Here is a 21,461-nt window from a genome sequence, read left to right on the forward strand (position 1 = left end):
CCCGGGCGGACATGACCGGGTACGGCTTATCTCGGCTATTCGTTCCGCAGAATGAAATCAGCGACTCCCTGGCTCAGGGCACCGGCCAGTGGCAGATCCGGGTCGTTGTAGGAGGGCAGCTGGCTTTGCACATCTGCCGGAACGATGCGTAGCACATGATTCATGCCGTCGATCGCCAGCAGCTTGGCGTCCGGTTTGGCAGCCTTGAGCGCTTCGGCATCCTTCATGCCGACTTGGATGTCGTGGCGCCCCTGGACGATCAGTGTCGGAATGCGCAGCCGGGCGAAGGCCGCCGCCGGTTCCTGGCGAAACAGCGAGATCAGGTAGGGTTGCACGCTGGGGCGAAACAGTACCTCGAGCGGCTCGGGAATCCGCTCGTGGGGGCGTCCAGCCTTGAGCTCCTCGATCAGCGCCGCACTGAAAGCCAGCAGGGGCGGTGGCAGGCGTGTGCTCAGCTGTTCCATCAGCACCTGATCGATCGGTCGGCCGCTGCCGGCGATGCTGACCAGCGCAGCCGCACCGGCCTGTTCGGCTGCCAGGCTGGCGATTAGCGCGCCTTCGCTATGGCCGATCAGCACCAGCCGGGAAAAACGCGGGTCGGCGCCCAGCTTGCGCCCCCAGGCGACAGTATCGGCAACGTAGCCTTCCACGCTCAGCATCCGCTCGTCCGGCGCGGCGGCCAGGCTGGCGGCGACGCCGCGCTTGTCGTAGCGCACGCTGGCGATGCCGCGCTGGGCCAGGGCCTCGGCCAGGCGCCTGAGGCTGTCGTTGCGTCCGGCTGGATTGTTGCCGTTGCGGTCGGTAGGGCCGGAGCCGGCGAGTAGCAGGGCTACCGGTACGGGCTCATCGCTTTGCGGCAGCAGCAGCGAGCCATACAGCACGCCGCTCGGGGTCGCCAGCGCGATAGGCCGGTGCAGAATGGTTCGAGCCTGGACGGAGCCCGTTACGAAGAGCAGGAACAGCAGGAATATTCGCAGCATGCTGGACAGCCGTGACGGCGCGCCGGCTGGCGCGGGGGCGGGAGGATGAACTGGCAGGGCCCCCTAGGTATACTCGCACACCTTCGATCTGGCTGATTGTTCGCGGAGCCCTGCATGTCCGGCAATACCTACGGCAAGCTGTTCACTGTCACCACGGCCGGCGAAAGCCATGGCCCGGCCCTGGTCGCCATCGTCGACGGCTGCCCGCCTGGGCTCGAGCTTGCGGCCACCGATCTGCAGCGCGACCTCGATCGGCGCAAGCCCGGCACCAGCCGCCACACCACCCAGCGCCAGGAGGAGGACGCGGTGGAAATCCTCTCCGGCGTGTTCGAGGGCAAGACCACCGGCTGCCCGATCGGCCTGCTGATCCGCAACACCGACCAGAAATCCAAGGATTATTCGGCGATCAAGGACCTGTTCCGCCCGGCCCATGCCGACTATACCTACCACCACAAGTACGGCATCCGCGACTACCGCGGCGGCGGCCGCAGCTCGGCGCGCGAAACCGCCATGCGCGTGGCGGCCGGGGCCATCGCCAAGAAGTACCTGGCAACCCAGGGGATCGTGGTGCGCGGCTACATGAGCCAGCTCGGTCCGATCGAGATTCCCTTCAAGACCTGGGAGTCGGTGGAGCAGAACGCCTTCTTCAGCCCCGATCCGGACAGGGTGCCGGAGCTGGAGGCCTACATGGACCAGCTGCGTCGGGACGAGGATTCGGTCGGTGCCAAGATCACCGTGGTTGCCGAAGGCGTACCGCCGGGGCTCGGCGAGCCGATCTTCGACCGCCTCGATGCCGAGCTGGCCCATGCGCTGATGAGCATCAACGCGGTCAAGGGCGTGGAGATCGGCGCCGGATTCGCCAGCATTGCCCAGCGCGGCACCGAGCATCGCGACGAGCTGACCCCGGACGGCTTCCTGTCCAACAACGCCGGCGGCATCCTCGGCGGGATCTCCTCGGGCCAGCCGATCGTCGCCCATCTGGCGCTCAAGCCGACCTCCAGCATCACCACGCCCGGCCGCTCCATCGACATTCAGGGCAATCCGGTCGAGGTGGTCACCAAGGGCCGTCACGATCCCTGCGTCGGCATCCGCGCCACGCCGATCGCCGAGGCGATGACGGCGCTGGTGCTGATGGATCACCTGCTGCGCCACCGGGCACAGAATGCCGGAGTGCAGGTGACGACTCCGGTGCTGCCGCAACTGTGAGCCTGCGCGCAGGTCGGGTGGATCGCTGCGCTACCCGGCGTTGGGTGGCGCCCGGGACCTCGACCCCGCTGGCGGCCGAGTGAACATGTCGTCCGCATTGCCTTACTGGCGCCTTTCCGGCTTCTACTTCTTCTACTTTGCTTTGCTCGGGGCGACGGCGCCGTTCTTCTCGCTGTATTTCGACCATCTGGGCTTTTCTGCCGCGCGTATCGGCGAGTTGCTGGCGATTCCCATGCTGATGCGTTGTCTGGCGCCGAACCTGTGGGGCTGGCTGGGCGATAGAAGCGGCCGGCGACTGGCCATCGTGCGGCTCGGCGCGGTCTGTACCCTGGGCTCCTTCGCGCTGATCTTCGTCGACCAGAGCTATGCCTGGCTGGCGTTGGTGATGGCTCTGCATGCCTTCTTCTGGCATGCCGTGCTGCCGCAGTTCGAGGTGATCACCCTGGCCCACCTGCGCGAACAGTCGGCACGCTACAGCCAGTTGCGGCTGTGGGGCAGCATCGGTTTCATCGCCGCCGTGGTCGGGCTCGGCCAACTGTTCGAATGGGTCGGCCTAGCCGTCTTCCCCTGGGTGATCGTGCTGATCATGGGCGGCATCGTCCTCGGCAGTTGCTGGGTGCCCAATGCCCAGCCGGAGCCGCGGGCGGGCCTGGAGGGACAGGGCGGCTTCCTCGCCCAGCTGTGCCGTCCGGGGGTAGTGGCCTTCTATGTCGGCGCCGCTCTGATGCAATTGAGCCACGGCCCCTACTACACCTTCCTCAGCATCCATCTGGAGAGCCTGGGTTATGGTCGCGGGCTGATCGGCCTGCTCTGGGCCCTGGGCGTGCTGGCGGAGATCCTGTTGTTCCTGGCGATGCCGGCACTGCTGCGCCGTTTCTCCCTGCGCCAGCTGCTGCTGGCCAGCTTCCTGCTGGCCGCACTGCGCTGGCTGCTGCTGGGCAATCTGGCCGGGCACCTGCCCGTCCTGCTGCTCGCCCAGGCGATGCACGCGGCGACCTTCGGCTGCTTCCATGCCTCGGCCATCCATTTCGTGCAGCGCAGCTTCGGTGCTCGCCAGCAGGGGCAGGGCCAGGCCCTGTATGCGACCCTGTCGGGCGTCGGCGGCGCCTTCGGGGCGCTGTATTCCGGCTACAGCTGGACGAGTCTCGGCCCGGCCTGGACCTTCGCCCTGGCCAGCCTGGCGGCGCTGGCGGCTGCCGTCATCATTGCCACCCGTTTGAGAGAGGAGAGGCCATGAGCCTGACCCGTGCACAACTTGCCCAGCAGATCATCGAGGCCGGGCGCTTCCTGTACGGCCGCGGCTGGTCGCCGGCGACCAGCAGCAACTATTCGGCGCGGCTGTCGCCCAGCGAGGCGCTGCTCACCGTTTCCGGCAAGCACAAGGGCCAGCTCGGCGAGGACGACGTGCTGGCCACCGACATGGCCGGCAACAGTCTGGAGCCGGGCAAGAAGCCCTCGGCCGAGACTCTGCTGCACACCCAGCTGTACACCTGGAGGGCGGAGATCGGTGCGGTGCTGCACACCCATTCGGTGAACGCCACCGTGCTCTCCCGGCTGGCCCTGAGCGACTCCCTGGTGTTCGCCGACTACGAGTTGCAGAAGGCCTTCGCCGGCATCACCACCCACGAGTGCCAGGTCTGCGTGCCGATCTTCGACAACGATCAGGACATCGCCCGCCTGGCCGGCCGCATACAGCCCTGGCTGGACGAGCATCCCGACTGCGTCGGCTACCTGATCCGCGGCCATGGCCTCTATACCTGGGGCGCGAGCATGAGTGATGCCCTGCGCCAGGTGGAGGCTTTCGAGTTCCTCTTCGACTGCGAACTGAAAATGCGTGCCCTGCAGCGCGTCTGAGCCGACTGGCCTCCGGCGCGATCCGCCCGGCCGGCCCCACGAACAAGGAGATCTGCCCATGAGTTCCCTGAGCGTCTATCGCGACGACCATCCCGCCCAGCCCTACAAGATCCTCAACCATGGCGAGGACATCGCCGCCACGCTGGCCAAGGTTGGCGTGCGTTTCGAGCGCTGGCAGGCCGAGGCGCCGATCGCTCCCGGCGCCGGCCAGGAGGAGGTGCTCGCTGCCTACCGCACGCAGGTCGAGCGGCTGAAGGCCGAGGGCGGCTACGTCGCCGTCGACGTGGTCAGCCTGACCGACAAGCATCCGCAGAAGGACCAGTTGCGCGCCAAGTTCCTCGACGAGCACACCCACGGCGAGGACGAGGTGCGCTTCTTCGTCGCCGGTCGCGGGCTGTTCTCGCTGCATGTCGGCAACGAGGTGTACGCCGTGCTCTGCGAGCGCAACGACCTGATTTCGGTACCGGCCGGCACGCGCCACTGGTTCGACATGGGCGAGCACCCCCACTTCGTCTGCATCCGGCTGTTCAACAATCCGGAAGGCTGGGTCGCCCAGTTCACCGGCGATAGCATTTCCCACCGCTTTCCCGAGCTGGAGGACTGACATGCCGATCCGCGCCATTCTCACCGACATCGAGGGCACCACCAGCGCGGTCAGCTTCGTCTTCGACGTGCTGTTCCCCTATGCCCGCGAGCACCTGCCGGCGTTCGTCCGCGAGCATGCCGGCGAAGAACGGGTCGCCGCCCAGCTCGCTGCCGTGCGCGCCGAGAGTGGCGAGGCGGACGCCGATGTCGAGCGGCTCATCGAGATCCTGCTCGGCTGGATCGCCGAGGACCGCAAGGCCACGCCGCTCAAGGCGCTGCAGGGCATGGTCTGGGTGCAGGGCTACCGTGCCGGTCAGCTCAAGGGGCATGTCTATCCGGATGCCGTGGCCGCGCTGCGGCGCTGGAAAGCCGAGGGCTATGGCCTCTACGTCTACTCTTCCGGCTCGATCCAGGCGCAGCAGCTGATCTTCGGCTGCTCGGAGGTCGGCGACCTGTCGCCGCTGTTCTCCGGCTACTTCGACACCACCAGCGGGCCCAAGCGCGACGCGGCGTCCTATGCGCGCATCGCCGAGGCCATCGGTCTGCCGGCGGGGGAGATCCTGTTTCTCTCCGACGTGGTGCAGGAGCTCGACGCCGCCCGCGCGGCCGGCCTGCGCACCTGCGGCTTGGCACGCGAGGGCGGCGAGCTGGCCGGGCATCCGAACGTGGCCAGCTTCGCGGCGATCGATCCGGCGGCTTTTTGAATGGGGGCTGAACCAACGCCAGGCTGTGCCATCCTAACTGGGTAACCGATCCTGGAAAGGAGTGCATCCGATGGATGTCCTTCGCGGCCTTTTGAGTCTGATCATTCTGGCGCTGGATATCTGGGCCATTGTCCATGTCGTGCGCAGCCGAACCGACACGACCAAGAAAGTGCTCTGGGTGCTGCTGATCGCCGTTCTGCCGGTCCTCGGCTTGATCATCTGGGTACTGATGGGGCCGCGCAGCGACGATACCGGCGCCCGTCTGCGTTGACCCGGCGGCTCTGGGCGGACTCCAGCGCTCCGAGCCGCGTCGCTGCCTCTCGGCTGCCAGGCGCTGCCCGCCGGCCGGCAGCTCCTGCGCAGCCGCTCGGTTCGAAAGGAAGCCCCCCTGCAGACCGGCGCCGGGGCCGCAAGGTTCCAACTGTCATCCCGGCCAACGTAGAATGCGCGCCTTTGCGCAAGCCCGGTCCGCAGAGCCCGGTGCGCGCGCTCCAGTCAGCCAGCTTCAGGGAACAGTGCCATGAGCGACTATCAGGAAACCCTCTACGACGGCTATGGCCAGCGTTTTCGCATGGACAAGCTGCTCCATGAGGTCCGTACCGAGCATCAGCATCTGGTGATCTTCGAGAACGTCCGGATGGGCCGGGTGATGGCTCTGGACGGGGTGATCCAGACCACCGAGGCCGACGAATTCATCTACCACGAGATGCTCGCCCACGTGCCGATCCTCGCCCACGGCGCGGCGCGGCGCGTGCTGATCGTCGGCGGCGGCGACGGCGGCATCCTGCGCGAGGTGTGCCGGCATCGCAGCGTCGAGCAGATCACCATGGTCGAGATCGACGCCACCGTGGTGGAGATGTGCAAGGAGTTCCTGCCCGGCCACTCCTGCGGCGCCTTCGAGGACCCGCGCCTGAACCTGGTGATCGACGACGGCATGCGCTTCGTCGCCACCACCGAGGAAAAATTCGATGTCATCATCTCCGACTCCACCGACCCCATCGGCCCGGGCGAGGTGCTGTTCTCGGAGAACTTCTACCAGGCCTGCCGGCGCTGCCTGAACGATGGCGGCATCCTGGTCACCCAGAACGGCACGCCCTTCATGCAGCTGGGCGAAGTGCAGACCACCGCGCAGCGGATGAACGGCCTGTTCGCCGACTGGCACTTCTACCAGGCCGCGGTGCCGACCTACATCGGCGGTGCCATGACCTTCGCCTGGGGGGCCTGCGACGACGCCTCGCGCCGGGTGCCGCTGGACATCCTGCAGCAGCGTTTCGCCGGCAGCAGCATCGTGACCCGCTACTACAACCCGGAAATCCATCAGGGCGCCTTCGCCCTGCCGCAGTACGTGCTGCAGGCCATCGGCAAGCCCGTAACTGCTGAGCCCTCATCGTCGCCTTGCCGGGAAGGCTTGCCGAACCACTGGGCCGATGGCCGGCGATGGAGCTATCCTAGGAGGACGGCGGCGAACTTTTGCTGCCGTGTCTTCTCATGCCGGACAAAGGCATGGCGAACCGCTTGGATCGCCTTCCGTATTCCTGACCGGCTCCCGTGACAATAATCTTTATCCATCGATTCATCATTGAGAGGGGGTCGTTTTCATGAGTAACAACACCTTCCCGGATGATGTAAGCGGCGTCGTGTTGCGCCGCATGAAGGAGGGCGGGTTCGATTTCACCCGTTTCCATCCCATCGAGTTCTACGCCATCTTTCCCGACGAGGAGCGGGCCCGCATGGCAGCTAGAAAGTTTCGTGGCGAATCCCTGAGGACCGAGGTTTCCGCTCGCGACGACGGTGCCTGGCATCTGCAGGTGAGCAAGGTGATGTACGCCACCTATGCCGGCATCGACACCTTCGAGCATGACCTCGAGTCCGTGGTGCTGCCCCTGGGCGGCGTGCTCGATGGCTGGGGCGTTACCCAGGAAGCCAGCCATCCGTAGGTAGATCCTCCGCACCGGTCGGTTTCCGGCCGGTGCTCCCGCTTCCCCCACGTGTTCCCGTGCCTGCCCGCCCGTTCAGGGGGCTGTGGCCTTGCGCCCGGCCATGTGGCGCAGGTAGGCCAGCAGGCGATCCAGTTCCCGTTCGCCGAGCACCTCCGCGGAAAAGCCCGGCATGCGCCCCTGCGGCCACTGGCGCAAGGTCTGCGGATCGCGAATGTAGCGGCGCAGAAAGGCCTCGTGAAAGTACTCGGTGGGGTTGTACGGCAGGTTCAGATCCGGGCCGAACCGCGCATCGCCCTGATCGTTCAGGCGGTGACAGGCCAGGCAATGCTTCTGGAACAGCGCGAAGCCGGCCTGAACGTCGGCACCGGCGTCGGCGGCCGGCAAAAGTGCCGGGAAGCGCTCGGCGAGCGGAGCGAGGAGGCGAATCCGGGCGATCTGGAAGGGCCACTGCTCGGGGCCGATGCCGCCCGCTTGGGGATCGCTCCAGACCAGATAGAAGGGGCCGGCGCTGGGTTTGCCTTCGCCCAGTGCCGGCCAGGGGTTGGCCGGGTCCTCGATGGCCAGCCAGGCGCGGGCACCCTCCTGGCGCAACAGGGGAGCGGTGGGCAGCTCGGCCGCGAAGCCGTCCAGCGCCTGAGCCTGCAGGTGATCGCCGGGCCCCACGCCCTCCAGGAGCACGACCAGCGGCAGTGCGCGATAATGCATGTCCCGCCGGTAGGTGGGGTCGGCGGGAATCGACAGGCTGCGGGTCTGCGGATGGGCGAGCAGCGCGGCGCTGGACCAGCGGCGCGTGCCGCCGGGCAATTCGAGGCTCAGCTCGGCGGCGGCCAGCGGCAGGCTGGCCATCAGCAGGAAGGCGAGAGTGGCGAGAGGGCGCATGGGGACATCCTTGAAGTGGCAGCCGTCTCCGGCAGGCAAGGGGCGGTATGCTCGATGGGCATGAGCGGCAATCGGAGCTGCCGGCAAACGAGATGATAGCGGCCTTCTGCCGGCCGTCGGATAGAGACAGAAACTTCGGAGCCGTTCGAACCGCATGGCCGATCCTCATGCCGGCTTACCCGGTCCCTCGCCGATCCCTTCTACTACCTGGCGAATTTCCAGCAGGTGCTCGACTGGGTAGGTAGCTGCCACGGCGATCTGCTCGACGGGCCGGAGCGAGCCTTCCTCGAAGGCTTTGCGCAGCTGCCACGCGCCTCGCGAGCCCTGCTGGTGCGCATGACGATGCGCAAGGGCACGCGGTTTCGCACGGGTAGGCTGCGCTACGAAGAGATCGGTTGTCCCTTGCAGGCGGCAGGGCCGCTGATCGAGCTGGGCTGGGTCGACGATGCTCCCCAGCTCGGGCTCGAGGAACTGTTCGACCTGTTGACCAAGGACGAGATCGCCCGGGCCTTCGGCCTCCCGGCCAGTCTGAGCAAGGCGGCATTGCTGGCGCGCCTGCGTCCGCAGCACGAGACGGCGCGCCCGCTGGCCGAATGGTGTCCGCAACTGGACGAGCGGGTGCTGCAGGTGCGGGTCGACGAATTGTGCGAGCGGCTGCGGCTGATGTTCTTCGGCAATCTCCGCCAGGACTGGAGCGAGTTCGTCCTCGCCGATCTGGGCATTCACCGCTACGAGCGGGTGGCCTTTTCGCGGGCCTCGAGAGCGTTCGACAGCCGCGGGGACGTGGACGCCTACCTGCACCTGCAGCGCTGCCGCGAGCGCTTCGAGGCCGGCGAGACGGCCAGCGGGGTATTGGCCGACATGCCGCCTGCGCCCTACGCCAATGCCTGGCTGGAGAGCCGGCGCGGCCAGTTGCTGCTGCAACTGGCCCGGCAGCTCGAGCGCGAAGGGAATCTGCCGGAGGCCCTGCGCCTGCACGCCGGCAATCGCCATCCCGGCGCGCGGGAGAGGGCCATCCGGGTGCTGGAGCGTTATGGGCAAGCCACCGTGGCGTTCGAGCTGGCCCTGTCCGCCGCCGCCGCGCCCGAGAGCGAGGAGGAGAGCCAGCAACTGGAGCGCATCCTGCCGCGCCTGCGCCGCACGCTCGGACTGGAGGCACTACCGCGCCGCAAGGCTGCCGCGTGCGAACGGCTCGATCTGCTTCTACCGAGGTCGGAGGGTCCTGTCGAGCAAGCGGTGAGCGAGCGGCTGAGCCGGCCGCAAGCACCGGTTCATTATGTGGAGAACGCGCTGATCGGCTCGCTGTTCGGCCTGCTCTGCTGGGAGGCGATCTTCGCCCCGCTGGCGGGGGCTTTCTTCCATCCCTTCCACGGCGCCCCGGCCGATTTCGGCCGTGCGGATTTCCTCGTGCGCCGCGCCGATCGCTTCGCCCGCTGCCTGGAGGCTCTGGATCGCGACGAGCATGTCAGGGCGATCCGCCGCACCTTCCGGGAGAAACATGGCCTGCAGTCGCCCTTCGTCGCCTGGGAGCGGCTCGACGAAGCCTTGCTGGAGCAGGCCCTGACCTGCATTCCCGGAGCGCACCTGCGACTGTTCTTCGCGCGTATCCTGTGCGACATCCCGGCGAACCGCTCGGGACTGCCGGATCTCGTCCAGTTCTGGCCGGCCGAGCGGCGCTACCGGATGATCGAGGTGAAGGGACCTGGCGATCGCCTGCAGGACAACCAGCGCCGCTGGCTGGACTATGCGCTGGCCCATGACCTGCCGGTGGCGGTGTGCCATGTACGCTGGACGGAGGCGGGGACAGCACATTAGCGTTGCAGAACGTGCCTCGATCCGGAGCGGCCCCGAGCGATCTTGGTCGGTGGGATGCAATTGCCCGCGCGCCGAACATCCGGCCCAGCAGAGGCTTCAATCGGAAATGTCCGCTCGCAGTGGTGACGGAGGCCGTGGCGATGCCGCATGATGCGTCCACTTCGATCTAGAAACCCCGCCGCACCCCGCTTCGTATCCGCCCCGCACAGGCCGGGGGCTGCCCCTGAAATCCGGATTGCCGGCGCCTGCAAGCGAGCGCGGAAACTGGCATGAGGAACTTTTGAAATGATGAGCCCACGCTGGACTCCTGGCGTCGCTGTCGATCTCTCGTCCGACGGGATGGCCTTGGCGCATTGCCGACAGCATTTCCTGGCCGGCTCGCAGGGAGCGCTGCTTTCCTATCGCTGGTTGAGGGAGCAGGGGCTGCCGGTGCTGGCCGAGCATGCGATCGGCACGTTCGATGACCGGCCGCTTCACCTGTTCGAGCTGGAGAGCCCGGTCGAGATCGCCGATTTCGCCTGGCAGACCTTGCGTCGACTGATGCTCGAAAGCGACCCCGAGACCTTCAGGTTGCTCGGCTATGCGTCGCAGATCGGCACCTGGGCCCGGCAGCATCGTTTCTGCGGCAGTTGCGGAGAGAGGACCCTGCTGCTGACGGGAGAGCGTGCGATGCACTGCCGGACGTGCGAGACAAGTTACTACCCGCAGCTGTCGCCGAGCATGATCGTGCTGGTCACGCACGGCGACCAGGTGCTCCTGGCGCGTTCGCCGCGTTTCGCCAGTGGCGTCTACAGTACGCTGGCCGGTTTCGTGGAGCCGGGCGAGACCGTCGAGCAATGCGTCGCGCGCGAGGTGCGGGAAGAGGTGGGTGTCGAGATCCGCAACCCGAGATACATCGCCAGCCAGTCCTGGCCTTTTCCCCATTCGTTGATGCTGGGATTCCACGCCGAATACGCCGGCGGCGAAATCGTGCTCCAGCCCGAAGAGATCGAGGACGCCCGCTGGTTCGGTCTGGACGATCTGCCGACGCTGCCTTCGAACTACTCGATCGCCCGTTATCTGATAGAGCTTTACCGGGCGCAGCGCCTCGGGCTCGTGGAGCCGGGTTTGCCGGGCTGAGTGGGTACGCCCATCTCGACTTCACGGATCTGAATGCGTTCCCACACGGGAGCATGGAAACGATCGGAGCGCCTGCGAACCGTTTCGCCTCAGTCATCGCCCTCGGCGCTGATAGCGGCGAAGCATTTCAGCCGGTGGCCGCCCTCCAGTTGCCAGCTGTCGTCGGCAGGCTGGTAGGCGGCTTCCATCACCTGGTTGTAGCTGAACTGCCAGTGGCGGCGCTCGCGGCCGTCGAGGGCTTCGATGCGCAGGACGATGCCCTCGCTGGCGAAGGGCAGGTCGGCCTTGGCGGCCGCGTCGGCTTCGTCCAGCAGGGCGTCGTCGAGGCTGAAGTCGCTGGCGTGGAGGCCGTCGATCTCCAGCATGTCGGCGGCTTCCAGCTGGTCGAGCAGATAGGGGGTGTCGGTCATATGAACTCCTGGCGCGGTACGGGCACCGCGCCTCGTGTGGTCAGGCTTCGTAACCCAGATTCGGGGCCAGCCAGCGTTCGCTCACCGCCAGGTCCTGCCCCTTGCGCTCGCTGTAGCTTTCCACCTGGTCCTTCTCGACCTTGCCCACGGCGAAATACTTCGCCTCGGGATGGGCGAAGTACCAGCCGCTCACCGCCGCGGCGGGGAACATGGCGTAGTGTTCGGTGAGGGTCACGCCGCTGGCGCCTTGCGGGTCGAGCAGGGCGAAGAGGCTGGCCTTCTCGGTGTGGTCCGGGCAGGCCGGGTAGCCGGGGGCCGGGCGGATGCCCTTGTACTGCTCCTTGATCAGCTCTTCGTTGGAAAGCTGCTCGTCGGCCGCATAGCCCCAATGCTCCTTGCGCACCCGCTCGTGCAGCCATTCGGCGCAGGCTTCGGCGAGGCGGTCGGCCAGCGCCTTGACCATGATCGAGTTGTAGTCGTCGCCCTTGTCCTGGTAGGCCTTGGCCAGCTCCTCGGCGCCGATGCCGGCGGTGACGATGAAGCCGCCGACGTAGTCGGTGACGCCCGAGTCCTTCGGCGCGACGAAGTCGGCCAGCGAGTAGTTGGGCTTGCCGTCGGGCTTGGCAGCCTGCTGGCGCAGGTGGTGCAGGGTGGCCAGGCGCTCGCCGTGGTCGCCGTAGACTTCCAGGTCGTCGTCGTTGATCTGGTTGGCTGGCCAGAAGCCGAATACCGCCTTGGCCTTGATCAGCTTCTCGTCGATCAGCTTCTTGAGCATGGCCTGGGCGTCGTTGTACAGGTTGGTCGCCGCCTCGCCGACTACCTCGTCGGTGAGGATGCGCGGGTACTTGCCGGCCAGGTCCCAGGACATGAAGAAGGGCGTCCAGTCGATGTACTCGGCGAGCACCGCGAGGTCGATGTCTTCCAGCACCCTGACGCCGGTGAAGCCCGGCTTCGGCGGCTGGTAGCCGGTCCAGTCGAGCGGCGGCTTGTTGGCCACGGCCTGGGCATAGGACAGGCGCTCGGCGCGGGCGCTGCGGTTGGCGGTGCGCTCGCGCACCTCGGCGTATTCCTCGCGCAGCTTGGCCACGTAGGCCGGCTTGAGCTCCTTGGACAGCAGGGTGGTGGCCACGCCGACGGCGCGCGAGGCGTCGGTGACGTAGACCACCGCGTCGTTGCCGTACTGCGGCTCGATCTTCACCGCAGTGTGCGCCTTGGAGGTGGTGGCGCCGCCGATCATCAGCGGCAGGGCGAAGCCCTGGCGCTGCATTTCCTTGGCGACGTGGACCATCTCGTCCAGCGACGGGGTGATCAGCCCGGACAGGCCGATGATGTCGCACTTCTCCGCGATGGCGGTCTGCAGGATCTTCTCCGCCGGCACCATCACGCCGAGGTCGACGATGTCGTAGCCGTTGCAGCCCAGCACCACGCCGACGATGTTCTTGCCGATGTCGTGCACGTCGCCCTTCACCGTGGCCATGAGGATCTTGCCCTTGGCTTCCGGCTTGTCGCCCTTTTCCGCCTCGATGAACGGGATCAGGTGGGCCACCGCCTGCTTCATCACCCGGGCGGATTTCACCACCTGGGGCAGGAACATCTTGCCGGCGCCGAACAGGTCGCCGACCACGTTCATGCCGCTCATCAGCGGGCCTTCGATGACCTCGATGGGCCGTGCGCACTGCTGGCGGCACGCCTCGGTGTCCTCGACGATGTAGGTGGTGATGCCCTTGACCAGCGCGTGCTCGAGGCGCTTGTCGACCGGCAGCGAGCGCCACTCCTCGGTTTCCGCCTCCTTGGCCGCGCCGTCGCCGCGGTACTGGTCGGCGATGGCCAGCAGCGCCTCGGTGGCGCCGGGGTGGCGGTTGAGCACCACGTCCTCGACCTTCTCGCGCAGCTCGGCCGGGATCTCATCGTAGATCTCCAGCTGGCCGGCGTTGACGATGCCCATGGTCAGGCCGTTGCGGATGGCGTGGTAGAGGAAGACCGAGTGGATCGCCTCGCGCACCGGGTTGTTGCCGCGGAACGAGAAGGACACGTTGGACACCCCGCCCGAGGACAGGGCATAGGGGAGGTGGTCGCGGATGTAGGCGCAGGCCTCGATGAAGTCCACCGCGTAGTTGTTGTGCTCCTCGATGCCGGTGGCCACGGCGAAGATGTTCGGGTCGAAGATGATGTCTTCCGGCGGGAAGCCCACCTCGTTGACCAGGATGTCGTAGGAGCGCTGGCAGATCTCGCGCTTGCGCGCGGCGGTGTCGGCCTGGCCGACCTCGTCGAAAGCCATCACCACCACCGCGGCGCCGTAGCGCTTGCACAGGTGGGCGTGGTGCTTGAAGGGCTCGACGCCTTCCTTCATGGAGATGGAGTTGACGATGCCCTTGCCCTGGATGCATTTCAGGCCCGCCTCGATCACTTCCCACTTGGAAGAGTCGATCATGATCGGCACGCGGGAGATGTCCGGCTCGGAGGCGATCAGGTTGAGGAAGGTGACCATCGCCGCCTTCGAATCCAGCATGCCCTCGTCCATGTTGATGTCGATCACCTGGGCGCCGGCTTCCACCTGCTGGCGGGCCACGTCCAGGGCTTCCGCGTAGTTCTCCTCGCGGATCAGCCGGGCGAACTTGGCGGAGCCGGTGATGTTGGTGCGCTCGCCGACGTTCACGAACAGCGACTGGCGATCGATGGTGAACGGCTCCAGGCCCGATAGGCGGCAGGCCTTGGGAATCTCCGGGATAGCGCGCGGCGGGTACTTGGCCACCGCCTCGGCGATCGCCCGGATGTGCGGCGGGGTGGTGCCGCAGCAGCCGCCGACGATGTTCAGAAAACCGCTGGCGGCGAATTCCTCGACCACCTTGGCCATCTCCGCGGGCGTTTCGTCGTACTCGCCGAAGGCATTGGGCAGGCCGGCGTTGGGGTGGGCGGAGACGTTTGTCTCGGCCTTGGTCGCCAGCTCCTCCAGGTACGGGCGCAGATCCTTGGCGCCGAGGGCGCAGTTGAGGCCCACGGAAATCGGCTGGGCGTGGCGCACCGAGTTCCAGAACGCCTCGGTGGTCTGCCCAGACAGGGTGCGGCCGGAGGCGTCGGTGATGGTGCCGGAGATCATGATCGGCAGTGAAACGCCGTCTTCCTCGAACACCTGCTGCACGGCGTAGATCGCCGCCTTGGCGTTGAGGGTGTCGAAGATGGTTTCGATCAGGATCAGGTCGGCGCCGCCCTCGATCAGGCCGCGGGTGGCCTCGGTGTAGTTCTCCACCAGTTCGTCGAAGGTGACGTTGCGATAGCCCGGGTTGTTGACGTCCGGGGAGATCGAGCAGGTGCGGCTGGTCGGGCCGATCACCCCGGCGACGAAGCGCGGCCTGGCCGGGTTCTCGGCGGTCTTGGTGTCGGCCACCTGGCGGGCCAGGCGTGCGCCCTCGACGTTCAGCTCGTAGACCAGCTCTTCCATGCCGTAGTCGGCCTGCGACACGCGGGTGGCGTTGAAGGTATTGGTCTCGAGGATGTCGGCGCCGGCATCCAAATAGGCCTGTTCGATGGCCTGGATCACGTCCGGGCGGGTCAGCAGCAGCAGGTCGTTGTTGCCCTTGACGTCCTGCGGCCAGTCGGCGAAGCGCGTGCCGCGGTAGTCGGATTCCTCCAGCTTGTAGCTCTGGATCATGGTGCCCATGCCGCCGTCGAGGATCAGGATGCGTTCCTTGAGGGCTTGCTGGAGGGCCTGGAGACGGGCGGCGCGGTCGGACATGAACGAAATACCTGGGTAAAGCCGGGGGAAAGGCTGCAGATAATAGCAAAGCTGCATGGCTTTCGCGGCGGCCGAGGGTTTGCATGAGCAGCGCTCATGTTGCCGGGGCTGCCGGTGCCTTGCCGGTATCCGGGGCCGCCCGTGGGGGGATGGCATATCCCCAGCTCTGGGGTTGCGCTTCCCCCACCTTCGGGGAGGCCCGCGCCTGTCGGGCGCCGTGGCTAATGGCAGAACCCTTTTATTTTGCCAGCACGTTTGCCGAAGAAGCTCTGGAAAAGCTGCGGCAAGTTTTCCGGATCCCGGCTGATGGCAATAGGCAGCCAATTGAATTTCCGGGAGTTTCGTCATGGCACGGCGGTTGCTGAGGGGCTGCTGCGCCCCCGGCAGTGGCGCCCGGACCCGAAGCCAAGGTGAGCCATGATGAACAGGAACGACATCATGGCCAGCATCGCTCTCCGTCGAGACGACGACGCAGTCAGGTTTTTCGTGCGCCTCGGTGGCCTGCTGGTGCTGGCCGCTGCAGGACTGTTGCCCGCCCGCCCGGCCGAAGCCGCGATCGGTTGCGCGCGCACGCTGGTCGCCGACGTGGTGGCGATCGACCAGCCTCTGATGTTCAACCGCCTCGGCGCGCAGAACGTCAACGGCATGATGTTCGCGCTGCGCCAGGATGTGGTCGACGACAACGGTACGCCGCTGCACAAGGGCGGCACGGCGCTGCCCGGGCGGGTCGCGCTGCGCCCGGACAAGCGGCCGCGGCCGCTGGTGCTGCGGGTCGCCGAGGGCGACTGCCTGAAGGTCAACCTGCAGAACCTACTGGCCGCACAGGCCAACCCGAACAACGCCGCGGAACCCGAGCTGCAGGTCGACGACCAGGTGCGCGGCCGGCAGATCGGCTTCAAGGTCAACGGCCTGCAGGCGGTCGGCGGCATCGGCGACATCGCCGCGAACAGCGGGCGCAACGGCAGCAGCCTGCTGGCGCCGGGCGCCAGCCGCAGCTACACCCTGTTCGCCGAACGCGAAGGCGCCTTCGTCGCCAGCAGCGACGGCGCGGCCTTCGGCGGCGAGGGCACGGCCGGCAATACCGGCAACGGCCTGTTCGCCCAGGTGGTGGTGGTGCCCAGGGGCGGACGGATCTACCGCAACACCCTGACCGAGGAGGAGATGCGCCTGGCCAGCCGCGGCCGCACGCCGACCGGCCAGCCGATCGTCGACTACGAGGCGCGCTACCCGGACGTCGAGCCCTGGCGCAGCGAGGGCAGGGCCGGTGCGCCGATCCTCAACATGATCGACGGCAACCAGATCGTCGCCAGCTACAGCGATGCCATCGTCATGGGACCGAACGCGGACGGCAGCTTCCCGGCCTCCACCTATCCGCTGGAGCGCATCGGACTGCGCAACCCGGCGCTGCCCAACCGGCTGGAGCCGTTCCGCGACTTTTCCGTCGCCTTCCAGGACGAGGCGGTGGCCGCCCAGGCCTTCCCCGGCTACTGGGCCGATCCGCAGTTCGGCCATGTGCTGGAGCCGACCCGCGACGCCTTCATGATCAACTACGGGGCCAACGGCGTCGGCGCCGAGGTGCTCGCCAACCGTCTCGGCGTCGGGCCGATGCACGACTGCCTGACCTGCCACTACGAGGAGTTCTTCCTCAGTGCGCACACGGTCGGCGATGCCGCCATGCTGGTCGACGTGCCGGCCAACGTCGGCCTCGAATCCCTGCAGCCGGGGCAGACGCCGCCGGCCGAGGCCACCGGCATCAAGGCCTCCATGGCGCTGTATCCGGCCGAGCCGTCGAACGTCAACCACAGCTACATCGGCGACTTCGTCAAGTTCCGCAACACCCACGTCGGCCACGAGCAGCACGTCTTCCACCTGCACGGCCACCAGTGGCTGTTCAACCCCAACGACGACAACTCCGACTACCTGGACGCCCAGGGCCTCGGGCCGGGCGCCGGCTACACCTACGAGATCGCCAACGGCGGCTCGGGCAACCGCAACCGGGTGGCCGGCGACGCCATCTACCACTGCCACTTCTACCCGCACTTCGCCCAGGGCATGTGGAGCCTGTGGCGGACCCACGACGTGTTCGAGGAGGGCACCCGGCTGGCGGTCAGCGAGGAAGGCGAGGGCGGCTTCCACGCGGAACCCTTCGCGCTGCGCAGCGGCCTGCCGGCCGAGGGCGCGCGCGCCCTGCCGGACGGCGAGATCGTCGCCGGCACGCCGATCCCGGCGGTGGTGCCGCTGCCGGGCAAGGCGCTGGCGCCGATGCCGGGCAAGGTCCGGGTGGTGACGAAGATCGGCCGGAACTCGGCCGACGACGGCGGCGGCAGTGAAGAGGACGACGAGGGGCGGATCGTCGGTTCGGTGGCGCTGGTCGACCGCAGCGAGGCCAACCGCAACGCCGACGGCAGCCTGAAGAACTCCGGTTTCCCGTTCTGGATCGGCGGCATGGAACACACCATCGGCCAGCGCCCGCCGACCCCGCCGCTGGACATGCTCGACGCCGACAAGGCGAGGGCGCTGCGCGACAGCGGCAACGCGCTGTGGACCAACATCGACCCGGCCCAGGCCGGCGGCTGGGACGGCGGCCTGCCGCGCAATGCGCTGCTCGGCTGGTCGGCCGGCGGCGAGGCCACGGTCGTCACCAGCGCCCTGGACTTCAGCAAGTTCGTGAAGAAGGCCAGGCCGGTCTACTTCCCGAGGAGGGCACCGACGTCGAGCAGGCGGCCATGGCCTTCCACGCCAGGAGCGAGCACCCGAGCCATGCGGTGCTGCCCGACGGCAGCGTGCAGCAGAAGAACTTCCGCACCAACGGCGCCCCGCCGGTGGCCGGCGCGCCCTTCTTCGAGCCGTGCATGGACGACCGCCAGATGCGCCTGACCGCCGCAGCCGGACGCGGCCAGTTCGCCGGCGGCAGCGGCCTGTCGTTCGGCGGCGCCTCGGCCTTCAGCGCCGACCGGCCGCGGGTCTACAAGGGCGCCAACATCCAGTTCGACGCGGTGTTCAACAAGGTCGGCTACCACTTCCCGCAGACCCGCATCCTCACCCTGTGGGAGGACGCCGTGCCGACCATCGACAAGCGCAAGCCGCCGGAGCCGTTGGTGATGCGGATGAACACCTTCGACTGCACCATGTACCACCACACCAACCTGGTGCCGGCGTTCTACGAGCTGGACGACTACCAGGTGCGCACGCCGACCGACGTGATCGGCCAGCACATCCACCTGCCGAAGTGGGATCTGACCGCCGCCGACGGCTCGGCCAACGGCTGGAACTACGAGGACGGCGTGCTCTCGCCGGCGGCGGTGGTCGAAACCATCCACGCGATCCGCGAGTACAACCACTGCACGGCGGGCGATGCGCGCGACGGCACGCCGGACTGCCCGCGGGCGAAGACCCATCCCTACTTCGGCCAGTTCGGGCGCGCCGACTGGCTGGGCGCGCGGACCACCCTGCAGCGCTGGTTCGCCGACCCGGTGGTCAACACCCACGACGTCGACCGCGGCCTGGGCAACATCTTCACCCACGACCACTTCGGTCCCTCCACCCACCAGCAGGTCGGCCTCTACGCCACGGTGCTGACCGAGCCGGCCGGATCGAACTGGTACCACGCGGAAACCGGCGAGCCGCTGTACACCCGCGCCGACGGCGGGCCGACCTCCTGGCAGGCGGTGATCGCCACCAGCGACTACGACGGCGATGGCAAGAACGACAGCTTCCGCGAGTTCTTCCTCGAATACAGCGACTTCCAGCATGCCTACGAGGCCGGCGTCTACGTCGGCGCCGGTCCCGACGGCGTTCCCAACCCCTCGGCCTATCCGGCGACGGCCGAAACCTTCCGCCATGCCATCAGCCCGCCGGTGCGCCGCAACGCCGCCACGCTGCTGGAGTCGGTGCTGGAAGTCGCCGGCGGCCAGGTGCCGGGCTGTCCGGCGCGGCCCTGCCCGCAGGCGATCTCGGTCGACGATCCGGGGATCTTCGTCGTCAACTACCGGCACGAGCCGCTGGGACTGCGCATCTACGACCCGAACCGCAGCGGCCCGGACGGCAAGCCGGGGATGCAGGCCGCGGGACTGGCCGGGGACCTGGCGCACGCCCTGCAGAGCCGTACCGACCGGGTCATCGCGCCGCTCAACCTGGCGCCTTCGGCGCTCCGCGAAGCCGAGGGGCCGGCCGGCGGCAGCACGCTCTTCCCGCCGCACGTCAACGTCGCCGGCGACCAGCCGGGCGACCCCTTCACGCCGCTATTGCGCAGCTATTCCGGCGACAACGTGCGCCTGCGGGTGCATGCCGGCGGTCACGAGGAGGCGCACAACGTCACCCTGCACGGCGTGAAGTGGCTGCAGAACGGCACCGGCTACGGCGCAGGCTACGGACGCAGCCCCAACTCCGGCTGGAAGGCCGCGCAGATGGTCGGCATCTCCGAGCAGTTCGGCTTCGTCGCACCGGTGGCGATGATGTCCGACGCGGCGGCGGAAACCGCCGACTACCTGTACAGCATGGACGCCTCGCTGGAGGGTTACTGGAGCGGCCTGTGGGGCGTGATGCGCAACTACACGGTCAGCCGCAGCGACCTCCACGCGCTGCCGAACAACCTGCGGCCGGTGGCGGCGCGCAATACCTCGGCCTTCGACGGGGTATGCCCGCGCGTCAGTCCCAACCCCAGCGGCAAGGGCACCCAGTCGACGCCGCTGCGCAGCTACGAGATCGTCGCGGCGCTGGCCAACGACATCCTCGGCAATCCCCAGGGATTGACCATCGGCGATCCGGCGGGCGAGGGCCAGCACGTCGGCGCGCCGCTGAACCCGGCCGGCGGCACCCTGGTGTTCAACCCGCGGGCGACCACCGTCGCGCAGACCACGGTGGTCGACGAGGAGACCGGCGAGAGCGAAACCATCGGCGGCCAGTCCGGACCGCTGCACGATCCCACCGCGATCCTCTTCGTGCACAAGGCCGACCTCGATCCGGACACCGGCAAGCTCAAGGCCGGCGTGCCGGTCGAGCCGCTGGTGCTGCGCGCCGCGGCGGGCGACTGCATCGACGTCATCCTGGAAAACCGCCTGCCCGAGCAGATGCCCGACCTGCCGACCTACGCGATCATGGCCGGCACCGTGAAGCGCGACCGCGACGGCGCCGAGGGTTCGACCACCTTCAACAACAACCTGATGCGCCCCTCCGCCCATGTCGGCCTGCACGCCCAGCTGCTGGCCTACGACGTGACCCGCGCCGACGGCTTCAACGTCGGCATTAACCCGAGCAGACGGTGCCGCCGCGGGTCGCCGGCGGGCAGTACCAGAGCCGCACCTACCGCTTCTACGCCGGGCACCTGGAGCGCGAAGGCAAGCCGGTCGAGGACGCCCAGCGCAACCTCGACAAGATCCTCGCCACGGCCGTCGAATTCGGCGGGCTCAACCTGCTGCCGGCGGACCCGATCAAGCAGGGCCAGAAGGGCCTGGCCGGAGCGATGAGCGTGCTGCCGCCGGGCGCGACCTGGAGCACGGATGCGGCGACGCGTGCGGCCGCCACGGTGAAGGCCTCCGGGCAGACCGACTACCGCGACTTCTCGCTGGTCTGGCACAAGGCGCTCAACCTGCGCTGGGCGAACGGCCGGCCGGTAGAGAACATGGCCGCCGAAGGTTTCGGCATTCCGGTCGATCCGGAGGACAACTCCGGCATGGCGGTCAACTACCGGAGCGAGCCGCTCTGGTACCGCTTCGGCCTGCCGCCCGACGCGCCCTTTGGCCACGGCGGCTGGGGCGACATCGACAACGTCCACATGGCCTACAGCAACGACCTGGTCGGCGGCGACCCGGTGACCCCGGTGCTCACCGCCAGTCCTGGCCAGCCGCTGCGCATCCACGTGACCCTGCCCTCGGGCGGCAGCCGGACCGCCTCCTTCGGGCTCGATGGCCACCTGTTCCCGCAGGAGCCCTTCCTCGCCCAGTACACCGAGAACGGCTATCCGAGCCTCGATGCCGGCGTCGCCTCGGTGCGCTTCGGCAACAACCCGCTGAGCCGCTATGCCGGAGCCCAGGAGAGCGTGCTGCCGGCGGCGCACTTCAACCTCCTGTACCCCGGCGCCGGCGGCGGCAACGCCGTGCCGGGCGACTACCTGTACCGGGACCAGGCCGCCTTCGGCAACGCCGGCGGCATCTGGGGCCTGCTGCGGGTGCAGCAGGCGCCGGGCAAGGGCAACAACGGCAAGGGCAACTCGCGCTGAGCGAGGTGCGCGGCCCGCA

At 67.8% G+C, this 21,461-nt stretch carries 13 protein-coding genes and 2 pseudogenes; 11 read left to right on the top strand and 4 right to left on the bottom strand.

Annotation, left to right across the window (positions count from 1 at the left end; genetic code table 11):
- Positions 1 to 35: 35 nt before the first annotated feature.
- Entirely contained in the window at positions 36 to 980 is a 945-nt protein-coding gene (locus Atro_RS01425) for an alpha/beta hydrolase (protein ID WP_497926117.1), read from the bottom strand.
- Between the two features lie 114 nt (positions 981 to 1,094).
- Here Atro_RS01425 and aroC point away from each other — a divergent pair, with 114 nt between their 5' ends.
- The 8 genes and pseudogenes from aroC (at position 1,095) to Atro_RS01465 (ending at position 7,266) form a co-directional block, all read left to right on the top strand.
- Positions 1,095 to 2,186 carry a chorismate synthase gene (gene aroC, locus Atro_RS01430; RefSeq protein ID WP_497926118.1) on the top strand — a complete coding sequence of 364 codons (1,092 nt, stop codon included), beginning with the start codon at positions 1,095 to 1,097 and terminating at the stop codon, positions 2,184 to 2,186.
- 85 nt (positions 2,187 to 2,271) lie between these two features.
- Positions 2,272 to 3,423: an MFS transporter gene (locus tag Atro_RS01435; RefSeq protein ID WP_497926119.1), complete on the top strand. Its 1,152-nt coding sequence runs from the start codon at positions 2,272 to 2,274 to the stop codon at positions 3,421 to 3,423.
- A complete protein-coding gene (locus Atro_RS01440; RefSeq protein WP_497926120.1) occupies positions 3,420 to 4,040 on the top strand; it encodes a methylthioribulose 1-phosphate dehydratase in 621 nt (206 codons plus the stop codon). Before Atro_RS01435 ends, Atro_RS01440 begins: the two co-directional genes overlap by 4 nt.
- Positions 4,041 to 4,098: 58 nt before the next feature.
- On the top strand, positions 4,099 to 4,644 hold the full coding sequence (locus Atro_RS01445; RefSeq protein WP_497926121.1) for a 1,2-dihydroxy-3-keto-5-methylthiopentene dioxygenase: 546 nt from the start codon (positions 4,099 to 4,101) through the stop codon (positions 4,642 to 4,644).
- A gap of 1 nt (position 4,645) precedes the next feature.
- The gene (mtnC, locus tag Atro_RS01450; protein WP_497926122.1) at positions 4,646 to 5,329 is read left to right on the top strand and encodes an acireductone synthase; all 684 of its coding nucleotides are present in this window, start codon (positions 4,646 to 4,648) and stop codon (positions 5,327 to 5,329) included.
- 70 nt (positions 5,330 to 5,399) lie between these two features.
- Complete coding sequence (locus Atro_RS01455) at positions 5,400 to 5,600, top strand: PLDc N-terminal domain-containing protein (RefSeq protein ID WP_497926123.1); 201 nt, start codon at positions 5,400 to 5,402, stop codon at positions 5,598 to 5,600.
- 249 nt (positions 5,601 to 5,849) lie between these two features.
- A pseudogene (gene speE / locus Atro_RS01460) lies at positions 5,850 to 6,695 on the top strand (polyamine aminopropyltransferase); the annotation flags it as partial.
- A gap of 232 nt (positions 6,696 to 6,927) precedes the next feature.
- Positions 6,928 to 7,266, top strand: a complete 339-nt coding sequence (locus Atro_RS01465) for a ribonuclease E inhibitor RraB (RefSeq protein ID WP_497926124.1) — start codon at positions 6,928 to 6,930, stop codon at positions 7,264 to 7,266.
- A 75-nt stretch (positions 7,267 to 7,341) separates the two neighbouring features.
- On the opposite strand, the gene Atro_RS01470 is transcribed toward Atro_RS01465, so the two are convergent.
- A complete protein-coding gene (locus Atro_RS01470; RefSeq protein ID WP_497926125.1) occupies positions 7,342 to 8,148 on the bottom strand; it encodes a c-type cytochrome in 807 nt (268 codons plus the stop codon).
- Positions 8,149 to 8,355: 207 nt separating this feature from the next.
- Here Atro_RS01470 and Atro_RS01475 point away from each other — a divergent pair, with 207 nt between their 5' ends.
- Positions 8,356 to 9,963 (top strand): VRR-NUC domain-containing protein, encoded by a 1,608-nt coding sequence (locus Atro_RS01475; RefSeq protein WP_497927735.1) that lies wholly within the window; start codon positions 8,356 to 8,358, stop codon positions 9,961 to 9,963.
- Between the two features lie 288 nt (positions 9,964 to 10,251).
- Positions 10,252 to 11,082 carry an NAD(+) diphosphatase gene (nudC, locus tag Atro_RS01480; protein ID WP_497927736.1) on the top strand — a complete coding sequence of 277 codons (831 nt, stop codon included), beginning with the start codon at positions 10,252 to 10,254 and terminating at the stop codon, positions 11,080 to 11,082.
- An 89-nt stretch (positions 11,083 to 11,171) separates the two neighbouring features.
- Here nudC and Atro_RS01485 read toward each other — a convergent pair whose 3' ends face one another.
- Both Atro_RS01485 and metH read right to left on the bottom strand, forming a co-directional pair.
- Positions 11,172 to 11,492, bottom strand: coding sequence for a DUF5629 family protein (locus tag Atro_RS01485; RefSeq protein WP_497926126.1), 321 nt, complete (start codon positions 11,490 to 11,492; stop codon positions 11,172 to 11,174).
- 40 nt (positions 11,493 to 11,532) lie between these two features.
- Complete coding sequence (metH, locus tag Atro_RS01490; RefSeq protein ID WP_497926127.1) at positions 11,533 to 15,225, bottom strand: methionine synthase; 3,693 nt, start codon at positions 15,223 to 15,225, stop codon at positions 11,533 to 11,535.
- Positions 15,226 to 15,663: 438 nt separating this feature from the next.
- Here metH and mnxG point away from each other — a divergent pair.
- Positions 15,664 to 21,442 (top strand): annotated as a pseudogene (gene mnxG / locus Atro_RS01495) (manganese-oxidizing multicopper oxidase MnxG).
- Positions 21,443 to 21,461 lie beyond the last annotated feature (19 nt).

It is taken from the genome of Azotobacter tropicalis (genome assembly GCF_059739045.1).